The sequence below is a fragment of the Pseudomonas sp. GCM10022186 genome (assembly GCF_042656385.1).
In the GTDB taxonomy this organism is placed as follows: Bacteria; Pseudomonadota; Gammaproteobacteria; order Pseudomonadales; family Pseudomonadaceae; genus Metapseudomonas.
Window position 1 is genome coordinate 1 of sequence record NZ_JBHSOU010000063.1, and the last position, 20,157, is coordinate 20,157.

The 20,157-nt window shown below is 65.8% G+C and carries 18 protein-coding genes; 13 read left to right on the forward strand and 5 right to left on the reverse strand.

Annotated elements, in window-relative coordinates:
- Both ACFPU0_RS21070 and ACFPU0_RS21075 read left to right on the forward strand, forming a co-directional pair.
- A partial coding sequence (locus ACFPU0_RS21070; protein ID WP_377695231.1) for an aldehyde dehydrogenase family protein occupies positions 1-424 on the forward strand: 424 nt, incomplete at its 5' end.
- Positions 425-935: 511 nt separating this feature from the next.
- Complete coding sequence (locus ACFPU0_RS21075; protein WP_377695232.1) at positions 936-1,148, forward strand: hypothetical protein; 213 nt, start codon at positions 936-938, stop codon at positions 1,146-1,148.
- Positions 1,149-1,272: 124 nt separating this feature from the next.
- On the opposite strand, the gene ACFPU0_RS21080 is transcribed toward ACFPU0_RS21075, so the two are convergent.
- From ACFPU0_RS21080 to ACFPU0_RS21095, 4 genes are all read right to left on the reverse strand, one after another.
- A complete protein-coding gene (locus ACFPU0_RS21080; RefSeq protein WP_377695233.1) occupies positions 1,273-2,133 on the reverse strand; it encodes a CAP domain-containing protein in 861 nt (286 codons plus the stop codon).
- Positions 2,134-2,600: 467 nt separating this feature from the next.
- A complete protein-coding gene (locus tag ACFPU0_RS21085) occupies positions 2,601-3,920 on the reverse strand; it encodes a serine hydrolase domain-containing protein (RefSeq protein ID WP_377695235.1) in 1,320 nt (439 codons plus the stop codon).
- Positions 3,921-3,998: 78 nt separating this feature from the next.
- Positions 3,999-5,363: a DUF1329 domain-containing protein gene (locus ACFPU0_RS21090; RefSeq protein ID WP_377695237.1), complete on the reverse strand. Its 1,365-nt coding sequence runs from the start codon at positions 5,361-5,363 to the stop codon at positions 3,999-4,001.
- A 36-nt stretch (positions 5,364-5,399) separates the two neighbouring features.
- Positions 5,400-7,157 (reverse strand): DUF1302 domain-containing protein, encoded by a 1,758-nt coding sequence (locus ACFPU0_RS21095; RefSeq protein ID WP_377695238.1) that lies wholly within the window; start codon positions 7,155-7,157, stop codon positions 5,400-5,402.
- A 126-nt stretch (positions 7,158-7,283) separates the two neighbouring features.
- Between ACFPU0_RS21095 and ACFPU0_RS21100 the strand changes: the two genes are divergently transcribed.
- From ACFPU0_RS21100 to ACFPU0_RS21155, 11 genes are all read left to right on the forward strand, one after another.
- Positions 7,284-8,228: a LysR family transcriptional regulator gene (locus ACFPU0_RS21100; RefSeq protein WP_377695239.1), complete on the forward strand. Its 945-nt coding sequence runs from the start codon at positions 7,284-7,286 to the stop codon at positions 8,226-8,228.
- A gap of 257 nt (positions 8,229-8,485) precedes the next feature.
- Positions 8,486-8,638, forward strand: coding sequence for a PSPA7_2676 family Cys-rich small protein (locus ACFPU0_RS21105; RefSeq protein WP_377695241.1), 153 nt, complete (start codon positions 8,486-8,488; stop codon positions 8,636-8,638).
- A 539-nt stretch (positions 8,639-9,177) separates the two neighbouring features.
- Positions 9,178-9,918, forward strand: coding sequence for a methyl-accepting chemotaxis protein (locus ACFPU0_RS21110; protein ID WP_377695482.1), 741 nt, complete (start codon positions 9,178-9,180; stop codon positions 9,916-9,918).
- A gap of 272 nt (positions 9,919-10,190) precedes the next feature.
- On the forward strand, positions 10,191-10,556 hold the full coding sequence (locus ACFPU0_RS21115; protein WP_377695242.1) for a response regulator: 366 nt from the start codon (positions 10,191-10,193) through the stop codon (positions 10,554-10,556).
- Between the two features lie 23 nt (positions 10,557-10,579).
- Positions 10,580-12,403 carry a chemotaxis protein CheA gene (locus ACFPU0_RS21120; protein ID WP_377695243.1) on the forward strand — a complete coding sequence of 608 codons (1,824 nt, stop codon included), beginning with the start codon at positions 10,580-10,582 and terminating at the stop codon, positions 12,401-12,403.
- Entirely contained in the window at positions 12,390-12,875 is a 486-nt protein-coding gene (locus ACFPU0_RS21125) for a chemotaxis protein CheW (protein ID WP_377695244.1), read from the forward strand. Before ACFPU0_RS21120 ends, ACFPU0_RS21125 begins: the two co-directional genes overlap by 14 nt.
- A gap of 18 nt (positions 12,876-12,893) precedes the next feature.
- Positions 12,894-14,903 (forward strand): methyl-accepting chemotaxis protein, encoded by a 2,010-nt coding sequence (locus tag ACFPU0_RS29450; RefSeq protein WP_417715037.1) that lies wholly within the window; start codon positions 12,894-12,896, stop codon positions 14,901-14,903.
- 47 nt (positions 14,904-14,950) lie between these two features.
- Complete coding sequence (locus tag ACFPU0_RS21140; protein WP_377695245.1) at positions 14,951-15,796, forward strand: CheR family methyltransferase; 846 nt, start codon at positions 14,951-14,953, stop codon at positions 15,794-15,796.
- Positions 15,793-16,380: a chemotaxis protein CheD gene (locus tag ACFPU0_RS21145; protein WP_377695246.1), complete on the forward strand. Its 588-nt coding sequence runs from the start codon at positions 15,793-15,795 to the stop codon at positions 16,378-16,380. The genes ACFPU0_RS21140 and ACFPU0_RS21145 overlap by 4 nt, the downstream gene beginning before the upstream one ends.
- A 4-nt stretch (positions 16,381-16,384) precedes the next feature.
- Positions 16,385-17,437, forward strand: a complete 1,053-nt coding sequence (locus ACFPU0_RS21150) for a protein-glutamate methylesterase/protein-glutamine glutaminase (RefSeq protein WP_377695247.1) — start codon at positions 16,385-16,387, stop codon at positions 17,435-17,437.
- A gap of 350 nt (positions 17,438-17,787) precedes the next feature.
- Positions 17,788-18,825 (forward strand): metal-dependent hydrolase, encoded by a 1,038-nt coding sequence (locus ACFPU0_RS21155; protein ID WP_377695248.1) that lies wholly within the window; start codon positions 17,788-17,790, stop codon positions 18,823-18,825.
- Between the two features lie 53 nt (positions 18,826-18,878).
- On the opposite strand, the gene ACFPU0_RS21160 is transcribed toward ACFPU0_RS21155, so the two are convergent.
- On the reverse strand, positions 18,879-19,982 hold the full coding sequence (locus ACFPU0_RS21160; RefSeq protein ID WP_377695249.1) for a hypothetical protein: 1,104 nt from the start codon (positions 19,980-19,982) through the stop codon (positions 18,879-18,881).
- Positions 19,983-20,157: the final 175 nt, after the last annotated feature.

Here is a 20,157-nt window from a genome sequence, read left to right on the forward strand (position 1 = left end):
CGTCCAGCGCGCCGCCGCCCTGCCGCACATCCAGGTGGTCACCGGCGGGGCGCGCGTCGAGGGCCCCGGTTTCTTCTTCCAGCCCACCGTGCTGGCCGGCGCCCACCAGGATGACGAGATCGTCCGCCGCGAGGTGTTCGGCCCGGTGGTCTCGGTCACCGCCTTCGACGACGAGGAGCAGGTGCTGGCCTGGGCCAACGACTCCGACTACGGCCTGGCCTCCTCGCTCTGGACCGCCGATGTCGGCCGCGCCCACCGCCTGTCCGCACGCCTGCAGTACGGCTGCACCTGGGTCAACACTCATTTCATGCTGGTCAGCGAAATGCCCCATGGCGGCGTCAAGCACTCCGGCTACGGCAAGGACATGTCCATGTACGGGCTGGAGGACTACACCGCGGTGCGCCATGTGATGTTCAAGCACTGACGGGCTGGCCCCGGCCGGCTCCTTGTAGGGGCGAATTCATTCGCCCCTACAGGAAGAAACGGCCCGCAGGATGTACCACGCACTTCCTCCACCAGGAGAACCAGCCATGCGCAACACCCTCCAGAGTATCCGCCTCGTCCTCATCGGCGTGTTTGCCGAACTCGCCCTGGCGTCGACCTGACACCAGGGCGATCCGCTCGACCTTCGCCCCGCTTGCCCTTGCGCCCTGCCCTCCCTATCCTGCCCCGGCCACGGTCAATCCCGTGGCCGGGTTTGGCGACCTGGTTATAACGGGCGCGATTGCGCCGAACGGTGCATGCGAGAATCGGCGGACGTTTCTTGCAGGCATCACCACATCTGCAGATTTTGCTGCAGCGCTATATGGCAGATCGCGCGGGGAGATCCTCGTGATCTGCCGGTTCCCGTTAGCCGGTTCGCCAACCCCGCGCGGTCTGCCACCCTCGTTTGGCGACGCAGGTGGCAGCTCCTGACCCCATAACGGAGAACCACCATGCAAGACGCATATACCCCCATAGTGTTCCAACGCCATACCCAGCATCTGCGGGCGGTGATGATCGACAACCGGCCCTGGTTCGTCGCCTACGACTTCGCCCGCCTGATCGCCGCGCCACGCGCCCACCTGCTGGCCAGGCGCATGGCCGCCCATGATGATCCGGCATTGAGGGATGAGCCGAGTTGGAAGCGGATGCCGCTGGGCGACTGACAAGGCCAGCCGTTGTGGGGGCGATTTCAATCGCGAAGCAGACCGCAGGTCTGCCCTGAGGCGCTGGAGGGGGCAACTGCGTTGCCCTTTGCGAATGAATTCGCCCCCACAGGCACTCCCGGTATCAGGGCGCGCCGAACATCATGGTCCAGTAGATGCCGTTCTCGCTGCGGGTTTGCGAGGCGTAGGCGGCGCCGACATGGGTGAACCTGGGGTTCATCAGGTTGGCGCAATGGCCGGGGCTGTCCAGCCAGCTTTCCATGGCCTGGCTGGGCGAACCCTGGCCGGCGGCGATGTTCTCGCCGACCTGCCGGCCCTTGTAGCCAGCCGCGCGGGCGCGGTCGAAGGGAGAATCGCCGTTCGGGCCCTGGTGGGAGAAGTAGTCGCGGGTGGCCATGGAGCGGCTGTGCTGCAGGGCGGCGCTGCCGAGGGCGGAACTCCAGGTCAGTGGGCGGGCGGCGGCGAAGCGCTTGCCGCCGCACATGCGCGACCTGGCCCGCGCCGCGTTGACCTTGGCCAGCAGTGCCTGCCCCGCCGACTTGGCATCGCCCAACTGGGCGCTGGCCATCGGCCGGGCCAGCACCAGGCGCCATTGGTTGCCGCTGCGGCTGATGCCGATGTCGGAAACCTGGGTGTCGAGCAGGTCACTGCAGTATTCGTCGCGGAGCATATCGAAGGCCGCCCCGGCATCCCGCGCCCCGGACAGGCGAATGGTGCGTACCTCGCCCGCCAGGTAGCCGGCGTTGCGCAATCCGCGCCGCAGCTCGCCCGAATACCCCACGGGCAGGGCGACATTGGATTTCAGCACCAGCGGCGGCGCCGCCCGGTAGCTACGCCATTCGCAGCGCTGGCTGTGGGTGCGGTAGTCGTTGATGGCGGCCAGCAACTGGCGTTCGCTGCCGGCCTGGGCGGGGCCGGCGAACAGGGGGCTCAGGACGATGGGAAACAGCGAGAACAGGCGAAGGGATCGGGTGATTGGGCGCATGAGGGATCTTGCGAGAGGGTGCTGAGGAAGTCGGGCCGGCGGGTTTGACTGTGGCAGCGGGAACAAGGTTCAGGCCCCTGTGGGGAAAATGGCGGACCGGTGATCCGGGCCGCTGCGCGGCCCTTGGCGAGTAGACATCCACGTTCGTAGAACGTGGATTTGCGCTAGCCCCCTGGAAGGGGGCGAATCCTCCCCCTGCACAAGACCGCCCCCTTTCGCCTGGCCTGGACCGTAGGGTGCGCTGCGCGCACCGATTCCGGGATCGGCTTCGGCACCACGTCAAACCGCCGGTGCGCACGGCGCACCCTACCCCATCGGCTTCATCCTGCTAGCCTGGGTATTCGAATCGTCACAGGCAGAGCCGCTGGCTCATGACCACGTCCTCAGGACGTGGTTTCCCAAGTCCAAATGAATCGCCAAGGGTGATGCAGATGCCCTGGCAGAGTCCGCTTGGCGAGTGCGCTTCCTTATAGGGACTTGGCCATCAAGTGCTTGGCAAGGGCGTGATAGGCCGGCAGGGAGGTCGGATCGAAATTGGAGCTGCCAGCAAGCGGATGGGAGGCATAGCGGACGATGACCATTTCCGCCGTGGGGTCGATGTAGATGGCCTGCCCATGTACGCCGCGCGCGGAGTAGGCGCCATGCTCGTTGTTCGACACCCACCACATGTCGCGATAGCTCCAGTTCGGCAGCAGCGCCATGCCCGCCTTGGCGAAGTGCTCGGTGCTGCCGCCGGCGCGGATATCCGCGACCACCTCCTTCGGGACGATCTGCTGGCCATTGAACCTGCCGTCCAGGCGCATCATCTCGCCGAAACGGGCCAGGTCGCGCAAGGTGGTGTTGAGGCCACCGCCCGCGAAGGCCGTGCCAATCTCGTCGGCGATGAAGTAGGCATCCTGCTCGGCGCCAAGCCTGCTCCAGATGCGCTCCTGCAGGTTGGTGGCGATGGATTTGCCGGTCACGCGCTGAATCACCCAGGACAGCACTTCCGTATCGACCGTCTTGTAGGCGAAGGCCTGGCCGTGTTCGCCTTCCTTCTGCAACTTCACCAGATACCCGGTCAGCGAGGTGGCGCCGTCGTAGCCAGCCGGGCGGGGAAGCATATGGCCCGCCCGCACGTACTCCCAGATATCCGCCTTGGGGTCGGCATATTTTTCCGAGAAACGAACGCCGACGGTCATGTCCATCACCTGGCGCAGGGTGGCGTCGCCGAACGCGCTGTCCGCGAGTTCCGGGACGTACTGGCTCACCTTCGCCTGCGGATCGATCTTGCCCTCCTGGACCAGCATCGCCGCCAAGGTGCCGATGAAGGACTTGGTCACGGACATCGCGATGTGCTGGCCCGACTCGCTCAGGCCGCCGAAGTAGCGCTCGTAGACCACTCGCCCACGGTGCAGCACGAGGATGCCATCGGTGTAGTTGGCCTTGAGCGACTGCTCCCAGGTCATGGGGCGGTCACCGCCGAGGGGGATGAATTCCAGGGCATCGATATCCGTGCGCTCGGCGCGCGGCAGGGGGCTGACCTCCCCGCTGCCCCGCGAGACCTGCACCGTCGGCAGCAGTTCGCGCATGTGCGAGAACGACCAGCGCATTTGCGGGAACTGCAGGAAATTGTCGAAACCTATGGTTTTCCCGGGTGCGGGCGGAATGCCCTGCATCCAGCCCATCACCACCGGGTCGCTGGCCCCGGCATCCGCAAACTGGGGCTGGACGAGGGCCTGGGCGATTGAACAGGACAGCACCAGGCTTCCCAGCAAGGTGTGCAGAACGGCCTTTCTCGTTGTCATGGATTTCTCCTTCCTATGGGTGGTCTCGAACGAAAGGCGGCCCGAAGGCCGCGGGGACACACGGAGCGTTTTGGCTGGTCAGCGCACGCCGGACTGGCGCAGGGCGTTGGGGGTGAACTCGGCCTCGATCGCCTTGATATCGAACTGGTAGCTGCTTTTCTCTTCGTTCTTCAGCCCCAGGACCAGATATCGCCCCGACACCAGGTCGTTCAGGGTTTCGGCCGTGTACCAGGGGGTCTGGTGGTTGTAGTAGAACTGCGAATGAGCCTCGGCCACGCGCCACAGGGTGCCACGACCGTCATAGTGGTCGATGACCGCCGCTTGCCAGGTGTCTTCGTCGATGTAGAAGTCCCGTTTGCCATAGATGTGGCGTTCGCCAGGCTTCAGGGTGGCGACCACATGCCACACGCGATGCAGCTCGTAGCGGGCCAGGTCCTGGTCGATATGGCCGGCCTTGATGATGTCCCTGTACTTCAGCTGCGGCGAATCGAGCTTGTAGCTGTTGTAGGGGATGTAGAGCTCCTGCTTTCCGACCAGCTTCCAGTCATAGCGATCCGGGGCGCCGTTATACATGTCGTAGTTGTCCGACACCCGCTGACCATCCGAGCTGGCCGTCGGGCCGTCGTAGGCGATCTGCGGTGCGCGGCGCACACGGCGCTGACCGGCGTTGTACAGCCAGGCCAGGCGCGGTTCCTTCACCTGGTCGACCGTCTCGTGCACCAGTTCCACGTTACCGGCCAGGCGCGCGGGAGAGATCACGGTCTGCTTGTGATAGAACAACACGTTGCTCGGCTTGCCGGGGTCGTAGTCCGCGAGGTGCTCGCGAAATACCACCTGGTGGTCATAGGTCACCGGACTACCGTTCCCCCTGGGGTCCGGCACGATCTGCACGATCTGGCGCTTCACGCTGCCACCGCGATAACGGGTGATGTGGTTCCAGATGACTTCCAGTCCGTTCTTCGGAATGGGGAAAGGGTTGGCGCCGGTGAACCCCTCCAGGCCATTGCCGCCGGCCACCAGCCGGGTATTGACCGCATTCTTCCGGGTGGCTTCGAGCACAGTTGCCGGCAGGCCGGCGCTGCGGTGGGTGGGATAGACATTCATCCGGTAATCGGGATAACGCTTGAACAGGGCCAACTGGCCGGGGGTCAGCCGTTCCTTGTACTGCTCTATGTTCTGCGTGGTGATGCTGAACAATGGCTGCTCACCGGCATAGGGGTCCGCCAGGAATCCCTTGGCGTCGACCGCTCCGGCATTCTGCGGCAGGCCGCCGGTCCACGCCGGTATGCTGCCATCGGCATTGCCGGCCTTTTCGGCGCCGATGGGCGTCAACCGAGTTCCCAACTGCTCCGCTTCTCCGGGGGATACGGCAGCGAGGACAGAGGTAGAGGACAAGGCCAGCGCCAGGGCGCCGGACCTCAGGATGGTTTTCGACGAGTTCATCGCATCATCTTCCTGGGTAAGTGGTTGCGCACGGGCTCAGAAGCTCACGGCGAAGCTGAGCGCAACGAAGTCACGATCGATCGAGGTGTTGTACTTGCCACCGAAAAAATCGGTGTAGGACAGGCTGGCGCTGTAGGTATTGCGGTAGTCGGCATCCAGGCCCAGGCTCACGGCCTTGCTGCCCTCGTTGAAGTTCGGTCCGTAGCCATCCACGTCGTGCGACCAGGACAGGTTCGGTTTCAGGTTCACGTTGGCGAGCAGGTTCTGGTAGTCGAGGATCGCCCGTGCGCGATAGCCCCAGGAGGTGGTGGTGTAGAACCCCTTGCTATTGCATTCCTGGGGATTCACTGGGTTGGCCAGCAAGGTGCAATTGCTGTTGCTGGGCAGTTCGCCATTGCCGAATACGCTGTCCCGCCCGAAGCGCAGCGCGCTGTCGTTGATATCGCCAAGGTGGTTGTAGCCGACCTCACCCACGAGCGTCAGGCGATCGGCCGTCAGTACCTGGTCGAAGAAGTGCGTCAGCGTGACCTGGGCCTGGCTCACCGGCTTGCGCACGTAACCATGGAACTCCTCTCCGGCGATCGGCCGGGCATGGCCACTGGCGAATACAGGAGTGCCCAGGGCCGCACCCAACTGCCCGGCGAGCGCCGCCGTGGTGACGTCGTTGCTGTTGAGTTGCAGCGGCATGTTGGGCCGATGGCTGATCTCGCCCGAAATGGCCGTGCCGCCGGCCGTGGTGGAAAAGCTCAGGCCGTACAGGCGGATGTCTTCCGGATATTCCAGGAAGTACTCGGCAGTGGTCGCAGTGCTGCCCGGGCGTACAGTGAACGGGCCAGTGCCTACGATTGCGCCCAGGTAGGGAGAACGGCTGTGATAGTTCATCACGTAAAAGCCGAACTCGGAGTTGTTCAGCTCCTCGGCGAACCAGCGCAATGCGATGCCATACTGCCCGCCGTCACGCGCGTCCCGGTCCGCGCCACGGGTCATGTGCAAATGCGTGGCGGGATCGCCGAGCGACGACAACTCCAGGCGATCGTCGCAGCCATCGGCGATGGTATCCGCGCCGAAGAAGGTGCCGCAGTTATCGACTACGGTCTGATCCCATTCGAGCTGATAGAAGAACTCGGCCGACAGGCTATCGCCCAGCCCTTGGGAGAGATACAGCAGGTTCACCGGGAGCAGGCCTTCCTTGATCTCCGCACCCGGTCGGCGGAAGGCCGCCACGTCGATCGGGTTGATGCTGTTGATACTGTTGCCGATGAAGGTGCTCTCGCCCCAGCTCACCACCTGCTTGCCAAGGCGGACGGTCCCCGGCTGATTGGCAACGATGTAGTTGTGATAGGCGAATGCATCCAGCAGCTGGGCGCCGGAGGACCTGGCAGCCTCCTTGCGGTTGTGCTCGTCGATCTCGATGAACGGACGATGCTCGTCCTTCAGTTCGAAGTCGTACCAGTACTTGCCACGCAGGAAGATGCCGCTATCGCGGTACTTCAGCTCCAGGTCGTGGATCCCCTTGAAGATCTTCGAGAAGGTCTCGCCTTTCTTGAAGTTGAGGCGCCCGTCGTCACCGGTCTGGGAAGAGGCGCTACCACCATTGAACGTGCCGATGTTGTCCGGATCGGCGCCGCGAACCGCCCAACTGGCGCCGATGGACAGCGTGGAGTCGAACTGCCCATCGATCTCGCCCAGGCTGAAGGACACGGCGTGAGCCTGCATGCCCCAGCCAAAGGTCATGGCCGCTGCCAGGGCCCGAAGGCGAAAGCGACCAGGCTGACATTTCCTTATCACAAGCATTCCCCGCTACTTATTGTTATGGGCTTGGCAACCGCGGCGGCTGCCAGCTGAGCGATACGAGCTCTGGCGGAGTCTCTTCAAGTGATGTACAAGCGTCCAATGCAAAAATACTGAGCGATTAATGCGTTGAACGACTCAATCGATTTGAAACGAGTCCGTCACCTGCTCCTCCTCAGCGAGGAATTGCACTTCTCGCGGGCAGCGGAACGGGCTCACCTCTCGCAGACGGCATTCAGCCGCAGCATTCAATCGCTGGAAGCGGATCTGGGTGTACGTCTGTTCGATCGGGACACGCGATCAGTGATGCTGACGTCAGCGGGCCAGCAATTGATCGCACGGGCGCGCGAATTGATGGGCTGCGCCAGCAAGCTGGTCGCGGAGGCAAATGACATCGCCGGAGCCGAAGGGGGAGAGCTGAGTTTCGGTGTCAGCTTGATGGCCGCCAACGTCACCATCCCGAATGTGCTGACGACACTGAAACAGCGCGCGCCCAAGCTCGTCGTGAACGTCGAGGTCAATTACTGGATTCACCTGCTCCGTCGCCTTGAACTGGAGCACATAGAATTCGTGGTGACCGCGTTGAAGGTCGACCGGGATACCGATCCGCGCTTTGCCGTCAGGCATTTGCCCCCGCAGCCGGCGTCCATCTTCTGCCGCCGCGACCACCCGCTGGCGCTTCAGGACACCCCCATCACGCACGAGCAGATACTCGCCTATCCGTGGAACGCCGTGAGCACCGACGATACCCACGCGCGAGCGCTGTTCGGGCTGCCACCGGGGACGCCACTGCCCTGGAGACTGATCTGCAACGAACTGAGCTGGCTGCGCCACTCCACGCTGACCAGCGACGCCCTGCTGCTGACCTGGCAATCGTGGGTGGAGAACGATGTGCAAACCGGTGTCATGATCGACCTGGTTCCCGCCATCCGGCCGGCGATACCCGCTCACCTGCGCTACATCCAGCAGACCATCGTGTGCCATGCCGGGCGCACCCTGTCGCCTATCGCGAAGAAAGCCATCGACCTGATTATCCAGGAGTCCGAACGACAACAGCTGTCCAGCCGCGATTAACCCATTGACGACCAGCACAGCATCCCGATCGACCCGCCCCATCCTCGAGGGCTGCAAGTGTCGGGCGAATGGGCCCTGGCGCTTTCGCCAAGTGGTCGCCGACAAGCGGTGGTACCACCCGATCATTTAGGTTGCCGGTTCTAGCGCTCCTGGCCGAATCTCGGGCCCGATCCATGCCTCCAACAAGAACAAGGCGAGTGCAGTTCCAAACCACCACTGCCTTATCTCACCAAGGGGATCGCCCCCGGGGAGGAGCCATGCGTATTCGTTGCTTCCTGCTCGGTTGTCGCTGGACCGAGAGTTTCCGTACCGAAGTGGGCGCCGTGCCCATGATCTGCCAACGCTGCCTGCGTTGCGGCGCCCAGCGCTATGTGAGCCTGCCGGAGGAAGGGGCCGAAACCACCGGATGATCGGCACAAGCGGCGGACGGTTGGCCATTTGACAGCACGCTATCACCCTCTAGTTTTAACCAGCGTTGCCGATGACCTTCGCAGGGTCAGTCGTCCGGCCGAACAACCAGGCAAGGGAGTGCACCATGTCGCATCCGTCGTCCGCCAACCCCATCAAGGGCCTGGCCCTGCACTCCCTGGTCTGGCTGGCTTGCGCCGGCCTGTTCGCCCTCGAGGTGCCGGCCTGGCTGGCTCTCGGCGGCGGCTGGCTGGCCAGCCTGTCGCTGGTCTGGCTGCTGCGCGGGGCCAGTCCCGGGGCGACCCGGGCCAGCCTGCAGCCGGTGACCGCGGCGCCGGACTGGCAACATGCCCAGGCCGCCCTGGACGACCAGCTCGGCACCCTCCAGGCCCATGCCGGCCAGATCGACAGCCTGCTGCAGGACGCCATCCGCCGCCTCGGCGACAGCTTCCATGGCCTGGCCGCCCGCGTCGACCAGCAGCGCGGCCACTCCCATTCCCTGATCGAACGCTACGGCGAACAGTCGGTCGATGACGATGGTATGAACTTCCAGGAGTTCATCGCCACCACCCGCCATACCCTCGGCCTGTTCGTCGAGGCCACCCTGGAAACCAGCCAGACCTCCCAGGAGCTGGTGAAGCGCATGGACCGGGTAACGCAGAAGATCGCCGATATCCTGAAATCCACCCACGATATGGACGCCATCGCCAAGCAGACCAACCTGCTGGCGCTGAACGCCGCCATCGAGGCCGCCCGTGCCGGGGAAAGCGGCCGGGGTTTCGCCGTGGTGGCCGATGAGGTGCGTGCCCTGTCCACCCGTTCCACCGGATTCTCCGGGCAGATCCGCCAGCACGTCGACGTGGTCTACCGCGAAATCCAGGATGCCGAGGCCGCCATCGCCCAGCTCGCGGACAAGGACATGGGCTTCGCCCTCGAAGCCAGGCAGCAGGTCCACGACATGCTGGAAGACCTGGAAGGCATGAACCGCCACACCCTGAAGGTGATCCAGGAACTGGACCGGATTTCCCTGGAGGTGGGCTCGGGCGTCGACCAGGCCATCACCGCGCTGCAGTTCCAGGACATGAGCAGCCAGTTGCTCGGCCAGATGCGCAAGCACTTCGCCAGGCTCGGCGGTTTCGCCGCCGGCCTCGGCGGGCTGCGCAGCCTGGCGCCGGAGCAATGGGCCGAGCGGCTTGACAGCGAAACCGCCGAATTGCGCAAACCCATCGCCAACCCCGTGAGCCAGCAGAGCGTCGGCGCGGGCGAGGTGGAGCTTTTCTGAGCCGTTGATCGCCGGACGGCTGCCGTTCATCCGCACGACGAATGGTTGACGCCAGGAACTGGACGCCCAACAGGCGCCCATCTACACATAGACATGGCTAGTTGCCATCACCGTTGTGCAGAACTCTGTAGGGGCGAATTCATTCGCCAAGGGCAACGCAGTTGCCCCGTCGATACAAGGCAGACCTTCGGCCTGCCTGGCAAATGAATTCGCCCCCTACAACAAAGAGAAGCGTCACCCGGAAAAACGAGCGCAAGGGGGAGCCGCACCTGATGAGCAAGCAGATCCTGATAGTCGACGACTCGGCATCCATAAGGCAGATGCTGAGCTTCACCCTCAAGGCCGCCGGCTACCTGGTGGACGAGGCGGTGGATGGCAAGGACGGCCTGGGCAAGGCCCAGAGCAAGGCCTACAACCTGGTCTTCACCGACCAGAACATGCCGAACATGGACGGGCTCAGCCTGATCCGCAACCTGCGCGGGCTGCCCGGTTACCGCGCCACGCCCATCCTGATGCTGACCACCGAGTCCAGCGACGCCATGAAACAGCAGGGCAAGTCGGCCGGCGCCACCGGTTGGCTGGTCAAGCCCTTCGATCCGCCCAAGCTGCTGGAAGTCACCCGCAAGGTCCTCCCCTGACCCCCGGCACAAGGCGCCGCCCCATGAACGACGGGATGAACCAGTTCCTCCAGGTGTTCTTCGAGGAGACCGAAGAGCACCTGGCCAGCCTAGAACTGCTGCTGCTCGGCCTCGACCTGCAGCAGCCCGATGCGGAAGAACTCAACGGCATCTTCCGCGCCGCCCATTCCATCAAGGGCTCGGCCGGCATGTTCGGCTTCGACGACCTGACCGCCGTGACCCATGAACTGGAGACCCTGCTCGACCGCATCCGCAGCGGCCGGATGGCGCTCCACGCGGAGATGGTCGACCTCTTCCTGCAGGCCCGCGACGTGTTGATGCGCCTGCTCGAGGCCCATCGCCAGCAGCGCCCCGACCCGCATGTGCCGGTGGCGGAAACCGTCGCCCGCCTGCGTGAGCTGCTGGAGGCCGGCGAGGATGCGGGCTTCGGTTTCTTCGATGACGCACCGGGCACGCCCGAAGGCATCGAGGAGCAGGACTTCGGCTTTTTCGACGATGCCCCGGGCACGCCCGGCGCTGCCGAGCCGGAAGCCTTCGGTTTCTTCGACGATGCACCCGGCACCCCGGCCGCGACTCAGACAACCACCGAAGCGGCGAAGTCCGCCCCGGTGCCAGCGCCCGGCAAGGCGGCCAGCGTCGAAGGCGAATCCAGCTCCATCCGCGTCAGCGTCGAGAAGATCGACAGCCTGATCAACCTGGTGGGCGAGCTGGTCATCACCCAGGCCATGCTCGGCCAGCTCGGCGGCGCCCTCGACCCGAGCCAGCACGAGCGCATCCACCAGGCCCTGGCGCAACTGGAACACAACACCCGCGACCTGCAGGAATCGGTGATGTCGATCCGCATGCTGCCCATCAGCTTCATCTTCAGCCGCTTCCCGCGCCTGGTGCGCGACACCTCGGCGCGTCTCGGCAAGCAGGTGGATCTGGTGCTGCAGGGCGAGCACACCGAGTTGGACAAGGGCGTGATCGAACGCCTCAGCGACCCGCTCACCCACATCGTGCGCAACAGCATCGACCATGGCATCGAACTGCCCGCGGCGCGCCTGGCCGCCGGCAAGCCGGCCAGCGGCACCGTGCGCCTGGGCGCCTTCCACCAGGGCGGCAGCATAGTGGTGGAGATCAGCGACGACGGCCGCGGCCTGTCCCGCGAGCGCATTCTCGCCAAGGCCCGCGAGAAGAACCTGCCGGTGCACGACGGCATGAGCGACGCCGAGGTCTGGCAACTGATCTTCATGCCCGGCTTCTCCACCGCCGAAACGGTCACCGACCTCTCCGGGCGCGGCGTCGGCCTGGACGTGGTCAAGCGCAATATCCAGACCATGGGCGGACGCATCGACCTCGACTCAGTCGCCGGGCAGGGAACCCGCATCAGCATCCGCCTGCCCCTGACCCTGGCGATCCTCGATGGCCTGATCGTCGCCGTGGCGCGCACCCACTATGTGATCCCGCTGACCTACATAGTCGAGTCCCTGCAGCCGAAAGCGTCCGACATCCGTGGCCTGGGCGGCGAGGAAGGCGCGGTGATCCGCGTGCGCGGCGAGTACCTGCCGCTGCTCTCGCTGCACGATCTCCTGGGCGAGTCCAGCCCGCCGCTGCCCGCCGAGCAGTCCATCGTGGTGATCCTCGAAGCCGATGGCCGCCCCTTCGCCCTGCAGGTGGACGACCTGGTGGGCCAGCAGCAGGTGGTGATCAAGAGCCTGGAACAGAACTTCCGCCGGATCGACGGCATCGCCGGCGCCACCATCATGGGCGACGGCAGCGTCGCCCTGATCCTCGACGTCGACGCCTTGCCGGGCCTGGCACAACAACAAAAACAACAAGGAGCAGCGCTGCATGAACTCCCCTAGTGCGGAACAGGCCGGACAACCGGCCCAGGAGTACCTGACCTTCACCCTCGGCCGCGAGGAGTACGCCATCGACATACTCCGGGTGCAGGAAATCCGCGGCTACGACCATGTCACCGCCATCGCCAACAGCCCCGCCTTCATCAAGGGCGTGATCAACCTGCGCGGCGCCATAGTTCCCATCGTCGACCTGCGCATCAAGTTCAACCTGGCCGACGTCACCTACGACCCTTTCACCGTCGTGATCATCCTCAACATCGGCCGCCGCATCGTCGGCGTGGTGGTGGACTCGGTGTCCGACGTGATCGCCCTCGGCAGCGAGGAGATCAAGCCGCCGCCGGAGTTCGGCGCCAGTTTCGATACCGAATACCTGCTCGGCCTTGCCACCGTGGCCGAGCGGATGTTGATCCTGGTGGATATCGAGAAGCTGATGACCAGCCGCGAAATGGCCCTGGTCGAAGCAGCCGCAGCCTGACACGCAAGGGGACAATCCATGGGTCTGTTCAACGGAAAAGCACAAGCACAACTTCGCGCGCAGCACCTGGCCGGCCTGATCCGGGCACTGGCCGACGGCAACCTGGATCAGCCCCTGGGCCAGGCTGACGATCCCATCTGGGCGCCGGTCCACGAGAGCCTCGCGCACCTGCAGAAAAGCCTGCGCCAGCAGAAGGCCGAGGCGGCCCAGACCGAGGCGCTGGACCAGGCCCTGGTGGAGATGACCCGCCAGCACAGCGACGGCTGGATCGACCAGGTCATCCCGGTCGAACGCTTCAGCGCCATCCACGCGCGCCTCGCCAAGGGCATCAACGACCTGGTGGCCGCCCATATCGCCGTGAAGATGCAGGTGGTGCGCGTGGTCACCGCCTACGGCAATGGCGACTTCAGCCAGGACATGGAGCGGCTGCCGGGCAAGAAGGCGCAGATCACCGAAGCCATCGACGGCGTGCGCGACCGCCTCGAGGTCGCCGCCCGGACCGCCGCGGAGAACGTGCGCATCAAGAGCGCCCTGGATAACTGCAGCACCAACGTGATGATCGCCGACAGCGAGCGCACCATCGTCTACATGAACAAGACCGTCACCAGCATGCTGCAGAACGCCGAGGCGGACCTGCGCAAGGCGCTGCCCAGCTTCTCGGTGAGCAGGCTGCTGGGCGGGTCCATCGACCAGTTCCACAAGAACCCCGAGCACCAGAAGCGCCTGCTCGCCACCTTCACCAGTACCTTCCGCACCCAGATCGAGGTGGGCGGGCGTACCTTCGGCCTGGTGGCCAACCCGGTCCTCAGCGATGCCGGCGAGCGCCTCGGCTCGGTGGTGGAATGGGCCGACCGCACGGCGGAAGTCCAGGTCGAGAAAGAAGTGGCCGGGCTGGTCGGCGCCGCGGCCACCGGCGACTTCTCCAAGCGCATCAGCGAAGAGGGCAAGAGCGGCTTCCTGCTCAACCTGGCCAACGGCCTGAACACCCTGGTGGACACCGCCGACAAGGGCCTCAAGGACGTCTCGCGGATGCTCGGCGCCCTTGCCCAGGGCGATCTGTCGCAAAGCATCGACGCCGACTACCAGGGCACCTTCGGCGAGCTGAAGGACTACTCCAACGAGACCGCCCAGAGCCTGTCGCGCATGCTCGGGCAGATCCGCGAAGCCGCCGACACCATAAACACCGCCGCCGGCGAGATCGCCAGCGGCAACGCCGAGCTGTCCACCCGCACCGAGCAGCAGGCCTCCAGCCTGGAGGAAACCGCCTCCAGCATGGAGGAGCTGACCAGCACCGTGAAACTCAATGCCGAGAATGCGCGCCAGGCCAACTCCCTGGCGGTGAATGCCTCGGAAGTGGCCACCGAGGGCGGCAACGTGGTGCAGAAGGTGGTCAGCACCATGTCCTCCATCAACGAGTCGGCGCGCAAGATCTCCGACATCATCGGGGTCATCGACGGCATCGCCTTCCAGACCAACATCCTCGCCCTCAACGCGGCAGTGGAAGCGGCCCGCGCCGGCGAGCAGGGCCGCGGCTTCGCCGTGGTCGCCGCCGAGGTGCGCACCCTGGCGCAACGCTCGGCGGCGGCGGCCAAGGAGATCAAGACCCTGATCTCCGACTCGGTGAGCAAGGTGGAGAACGGCAACACCCTGGTGGCCCAGGCCGGCCAGACCATGAGCGACATCGTGATCGCCATCAAGCGGGTCACCGACATCATGGCCGAGATCGCCGCCGCCTCCACCGAGCAGAGCCGAGGCATCGAGGAAGTGAACGGCGCGGTCAGCCAGATGGACGAGATGACCCAGCAGAACGCCGCCCTGGTGGAACAGGCCGCCGCTGCCGCCGAAGCCCTGCAGGAACAGGCCGGGCTGATGGCCCGCTCGGTGGCGGTGTTCAAGCTGGACCCCGCCCACGCCGGCCAGCCGGCCGCCGCCCGTGGCACCGCGCGCCAGCCCCAGCCCCAGCCGGCACGCCCGCCGCGCGCCGGGCGGAGCGCACGGAGCAAGGAAGAGGAATGGGAAGAGTTCTAGGGCCAGACCACCCCGGCGCCCCTGGCGCCGGGTTTCGAGGGAAGCCGATGAACGCGCAGGTCCCGGGCGGACACGAGTTCAGCTACGACGAAAACGACTTCGAGCAGGTGCGCCAGAGGCTCTACCGGCGCTCCGGCATCAGCCTGGCCGCCAGCAAGCAGCAGATGGTCTACAGCCGCCTGGCACGGCGGCTGCGCCAGCTCGACCTGTCCGGCTTCTCCAGCTACCTGGCCTACCTCGACCAGCACCCCGGGGAATGGCAGCACTTCATCAATGCCCTGACCACCAATATCACCGCCTTCTTCCGCGAACCGCACCACTTCGCGCAACTCGCCGCCCTGGCCGCCGAACCCCAGCGCCGGGGCCGGTCGCTGCGCTTCTGGTCGGCGGCATCCAGCACCGGGGAAGAGCCCTACTCCATGGCCATCGCCCTGCACCAGGCGCTCGGCGAACGGGCGCGGAACCTGCAGATCATCGCCTCGGACATCGACACAGGCGTACTGGAAACCGCGCGCCGCGGGGTCTACCCGCTGGAGCGCATCGCCCAGCTGGAAGCGGCGGTGAAGAAACGCTACTTCCAGCGCGGCACCGGCGCCAATGCCGGCATGGCGCGGGTGGTGCCCGAGCTGCGGCAGATGGTGGAGTTCCGCCGCATCAACCTGCTGGATGCCGATTGGCGCCTGCCCGGCGGCTTCGACGGGATCTTCTGCCGCAACGTGATGATCTACTTCGACAAGACCACCCAGGTCCAACTGCTGGAACGCATGGTGCGGCTGCTCAGGTCAGACGGTCTATTCTTTGCCGGGCACTCGGAAAGCTTCGTCCAGGCTAGCCACGTGGTGAAGCTGGTCAGCCGCACCGTCTACAGGCCCGTTACAGGAGTTCCGGCATGAAAGGAGAAACCGCAGGCGCCATCGCCGCCAACCGCTATTTCGATCCCGATTTCCAGCTGCCGGCGGTGAAGATCCTGCCCGGCGAGTTCTACGCCACCAGCGAGGACCAGGTGCTGGTCGCGGTACTCGGCAGCTGCGTGGCGGTCTGCCTGTTCGACAGCCAGCGCGGCATCGGCGGGATGAACCACTTCCTCCTGCCCGACCAGGCCAGCGCCAACCACGGCGTGCGTATCATGGAGCAGCTCATAGAAGAACTGCTGCGCGAAGGTGCCCGCCGGCACCAGCTGGAAGCCAAGGTATTCGGCGCCGGCAACCTGCCTCACGACCTGTTGCGCCACGACACCACCCTGCGCACGGTGGAGTTCGTCCACAGCTACCTGGACACCGAAGGCATCCCGCTGCTGGCCGAGGATGTGATGGGCCCGCACGCGCGCAAGGTCTACATCTTTCCCTCCAGCGGCAAGGTGCTGGTGAAGAAGCTCAGGAGCCTGCACAACGACACCATCCTGCAACGCGAACTGGAATACCTGCTCTACCTCAAGCGCGGCGAGGCGCTGGGGCCCTACGACCTGTTCAAGGAGTGACCGGGTGGCGATCAAGGTACTGGTGGTTGACGATTCGGCGCTGATCCGCAGCCTGCTCAGTGAAATCGTCCGCGCCGACGCCGAACTGCAGCTGGTGGGCGTGGCGCCCGATGCCTTCGTCGCCCGCGACCTGATCAAGCAGCATGCCCCCGACGTCATCACCCTGGATGTGGAAATGCCGCGCATGGACGGCCTGACCTTCCTCGACAAGCTGATGAAGGGTCGGCCCACCCCGGTGGTGATGATCTCCTCGCTCACCGAACGCGGTTCCGAAGCCACCCTGCGCGCCCTGGAGCTGGGCGCCATCGACTTCGTCGCCAAGCCGAGGCTCGGCATCGCCGACGGCATGCAGCGCTACGCCGAGGAGATCCGCGCCAAGCTCAAGGTCGCCGCCGGCGCGCGCATGATCCGGCGCAACCCGGCCGCCACCCAGCGCCAGGCGGAACGCGGCCTGCCCATAGTCGGCACCGAGAAGCTGATCGCCCTCGGCGCCTCCACCGGCGGCACCGAAGCCATCAAGGAAGTCCTGCTGGGCCTGCCGGCGGACAGCCCCGGCGTAGTCATCACCCAGCATATGCCGCCCGGCTTCACCCGCTCCTTCGCCGCGCGCCTGGACAAGCTGTGCCGCATCAGCGTCAGCGAAGCCCGCGACGGCGACCGCATCCTCCCCGGCACCGCCCTCCTCGCCCCCGGCGGCCTGCACATGGAAGTGGCACGCTCCGGCGCCAACTACGTGGCGCGGCTGTCCGATGCGCCCCAGGTCAACGGCCACCGCCCGGCGGTGGACGTGATGTTCTCGAGCGCAGCCCGCTGCGCCGGCCGCAACCTGATCGCCGCCCTGCTCACCGGCATGGGCAAGGACGGCGCCCGGGGCCTCAAGGAAATTCGCCAGGCCGGCGGCTACACCCTGGCCCAGGACGAAGCCAGCTGCGTGGTCTACGGCATGCCCCGGGAAGCGGCGGAGATCGGCGCGGCGGAAGAGGTGCTGCCCCTGGAGGAGATCGGCCCGGCCTTGCTCGCCCAGGCCCGCCGACGTGGCAGCGGCAACCGCGTGTAGCGCTGCCTGACCGGGCTCGCAGGGTGCGACCTCGACGTGGCGCAGGGCTTGAGCGTGTAGGCGGTGCGCATGGCGCACCCTACCGTCAGCCGAGTGCTCAAGCTGTACCTCGCATGTGCGGCCAGGAGCGTCGTTTATTTGGCCAGGGCGATTGGGGCTGCGTGGTAGGGTGCGCTGTGCGCACCGGCGCCTGGACGTGGCGCAGGGTTCGAGTTCGCATGGCGCACCCTACGGCGGGCCACAGGCGGGATTCATGCCGCGCCGGTGGAAAACTTTCGTCCGAATTTCCCGCAAGCCATCAGTCAACGGGATAGTTAACGTAGCTCGCTGACCTATCACGAGGGACGGCGATGGACTCACTCACCCAGGCACTGCTCGGCGCCACCATCCAGGGCGCGGTGCTCGGCCGCTGGCAAGGCCGCAAGGCGCTGCTCTACGGCGCCCTGCTCGGCACCCTGCCGGACCTGGACGTGGTGATCCGCTACAGCGACGCGGTGGACACCATGACCCACCACCGCGGTTTCAGCCATTCGCTCTTCGTCCTCAGTGCCCTGGCCGCGCTGCTCACCTGGCTGGTGCGACGCTTGCGGCCGCATCCGGGCTATTCCACCCGACGCCTGTTCCTCGGCCTCTGGCTGGTACTGGCCACCCATCCGCTGCTGGACTGCTTCACCAGCTACGGTACCCAGCTGTTCTGGCCGATGCTGACGCCCCCGGTGGCCTGGTCGAGCATTTTCATCATCGACCCGCTCTACAGCCTGCCATTGCTGGCCGCGGTGCTCGGCGGGCTGCTGTTCGGGCTGCGTGGGCGCGCGCCACGCCTGCCACTGGCCGCGCTGGCGCTGTCCAGCCTCTACCTGTTGTCGACCCTGGGCGGCAAATTCATGGCCGAGCAGCAGATCGCCGAAGTGCTGGACCGCGAAGGCATCCGCCCGCAGGCGATCTTCAGCACCCCGACCCCCTTCAATACCCTGCTCTGGCGGGTGATAGTGCTGGACGGCGAGGACTACCACGAAGCCCTGGTGAGCTGGTTCGACCACAAGCCACCGAAGCTCGAACGCATCCCGCGCGGTACCGAACTCGCGCGGCGGCTGCGGGATTCGCCCCAGCATATGCGGCTGGCGTGGTTCACCCACGGCATCCTGCGTTACGACCAGATCGGCCAGGTGCTGGTGGTCACCGACCTGCGCCTGGGCATGACCGGTTTCCACCCGTTCCGCTTCGTCCTCGCCGAGCGCCGGGACGGACGCTGGCAGCCGGTGGCCGAGGCGCGCCGCTGGCGCACCGAGCGCGGCGACCTGCAACGCCTGAAGGTGCTCTGGCAGCGCATCTGGCACCAGGATCCGCCCGTGCCCCTCTCCACCTGGGCCGGCCTGCTGCAACGCTAGACAGCGACGGGCCGCCCGCAGGCGGCCCGTTGGTCCATCCGGCGGAACGGCGGTCAGGCCGCTGCCTTCAGTACGTCCAGCAGCGCCGGCAATGGCAGTGCCTGGGCGCCGTTGATGGACAGGCCGCAGCGATTGCCGGCGGCTTCCACCAACCGCTGCAACTCGGCCGCCGGCAGTTGCCCGGCGTTGAACTGCAGGTCCAGCTTCCTGGCCTGCCCCGCCGCGTCCAGAGCCGCAACCAACCCCTCGACCGCCACGCCCTGGGCGCTACTGACGCTCACTGAGGTGCTGATGCCGGCCGCCTCGATGGCCTGCACCAGGCCAGCGGCAGGGGTCTGCACGCCGTTGTACTCGACGCTGAGCTGACGGGTATTGCCGGTGGCCTCGATGGCCGAGAGCAGGCGGCCAGCGCCGAGGGCCTCGGCGTTGTTCAGCCGCACCAGGGTATTGGTGCCGGCTGCCGCCACTATCTGCGGCAGGCTGGCTTCGTCCAACTGGCCGCCATTGAACGACAGGCTGAGCTGCTTGGCATCCCCGGCCCCCAGCATCAGCGCCTGCAGTTCGTCCCGGTCCAGGGCGTGGGCGGTGTTGATGGCGATGCCGGTATTGGCGCCAGCCGCCTCCACGGCCTGGAGCAGGTTGGCAGCCGGCTGCGCGCCGCCCAGTTCCACGGCGAACTTGCGCTGGTCGCCGGCGGCCTGGAGGGTAGCCAGCAGGGTTTCCAGGGCGAGGGACTGGGAGGCGCCGAGGCTGATATCCACCAGGCGGCCGGCGACATCCAGGGCGCTGCGCAGGATTTCCTGGTTGACCCGGGCGCCGCTGAAGACGGCCCGCATGGACTTGCCATCGCCAGCGGCGGTGATGGCGGTCACCAGGGCGCTCGGGTGTACCGCCTGGGCGGCAGCGATATCGATGCGGGTGCGGTCTCCGGTGAAGCTCACCGCCTGCTGCAGACTGCGGGGGTCCAGGCGGGCGCCGTCGAAACCGAGGATCAGGTTCTTCTCGCCGCCTGCGGCGCTCAGCACCGAGAGCATGGTGCTGGCGTCCAGGTCGTGGGCGGCGGAGTAGTGGATGGTGGTGCTCTCCCCAGCGGCCAGGATCGCCTGGCGCAGGGTGTTGATCGCAACGGAACCATCGAAGTGCAGGGCCAGTTTCATATCCTTTCTCCTGTACGGGTCCTAGAGACGAACCGACCACCATACAGGGAGGCGCCCGCTTCACAAGCCGAAGAAGCCAGCATCCCTTTATGAATTCTCCGAAATTACCTGCAATTTCACGACAAATTGCGTGGTCCTTTCCTTAACCCGGAACACGGAAACGACAAGGCCCGGC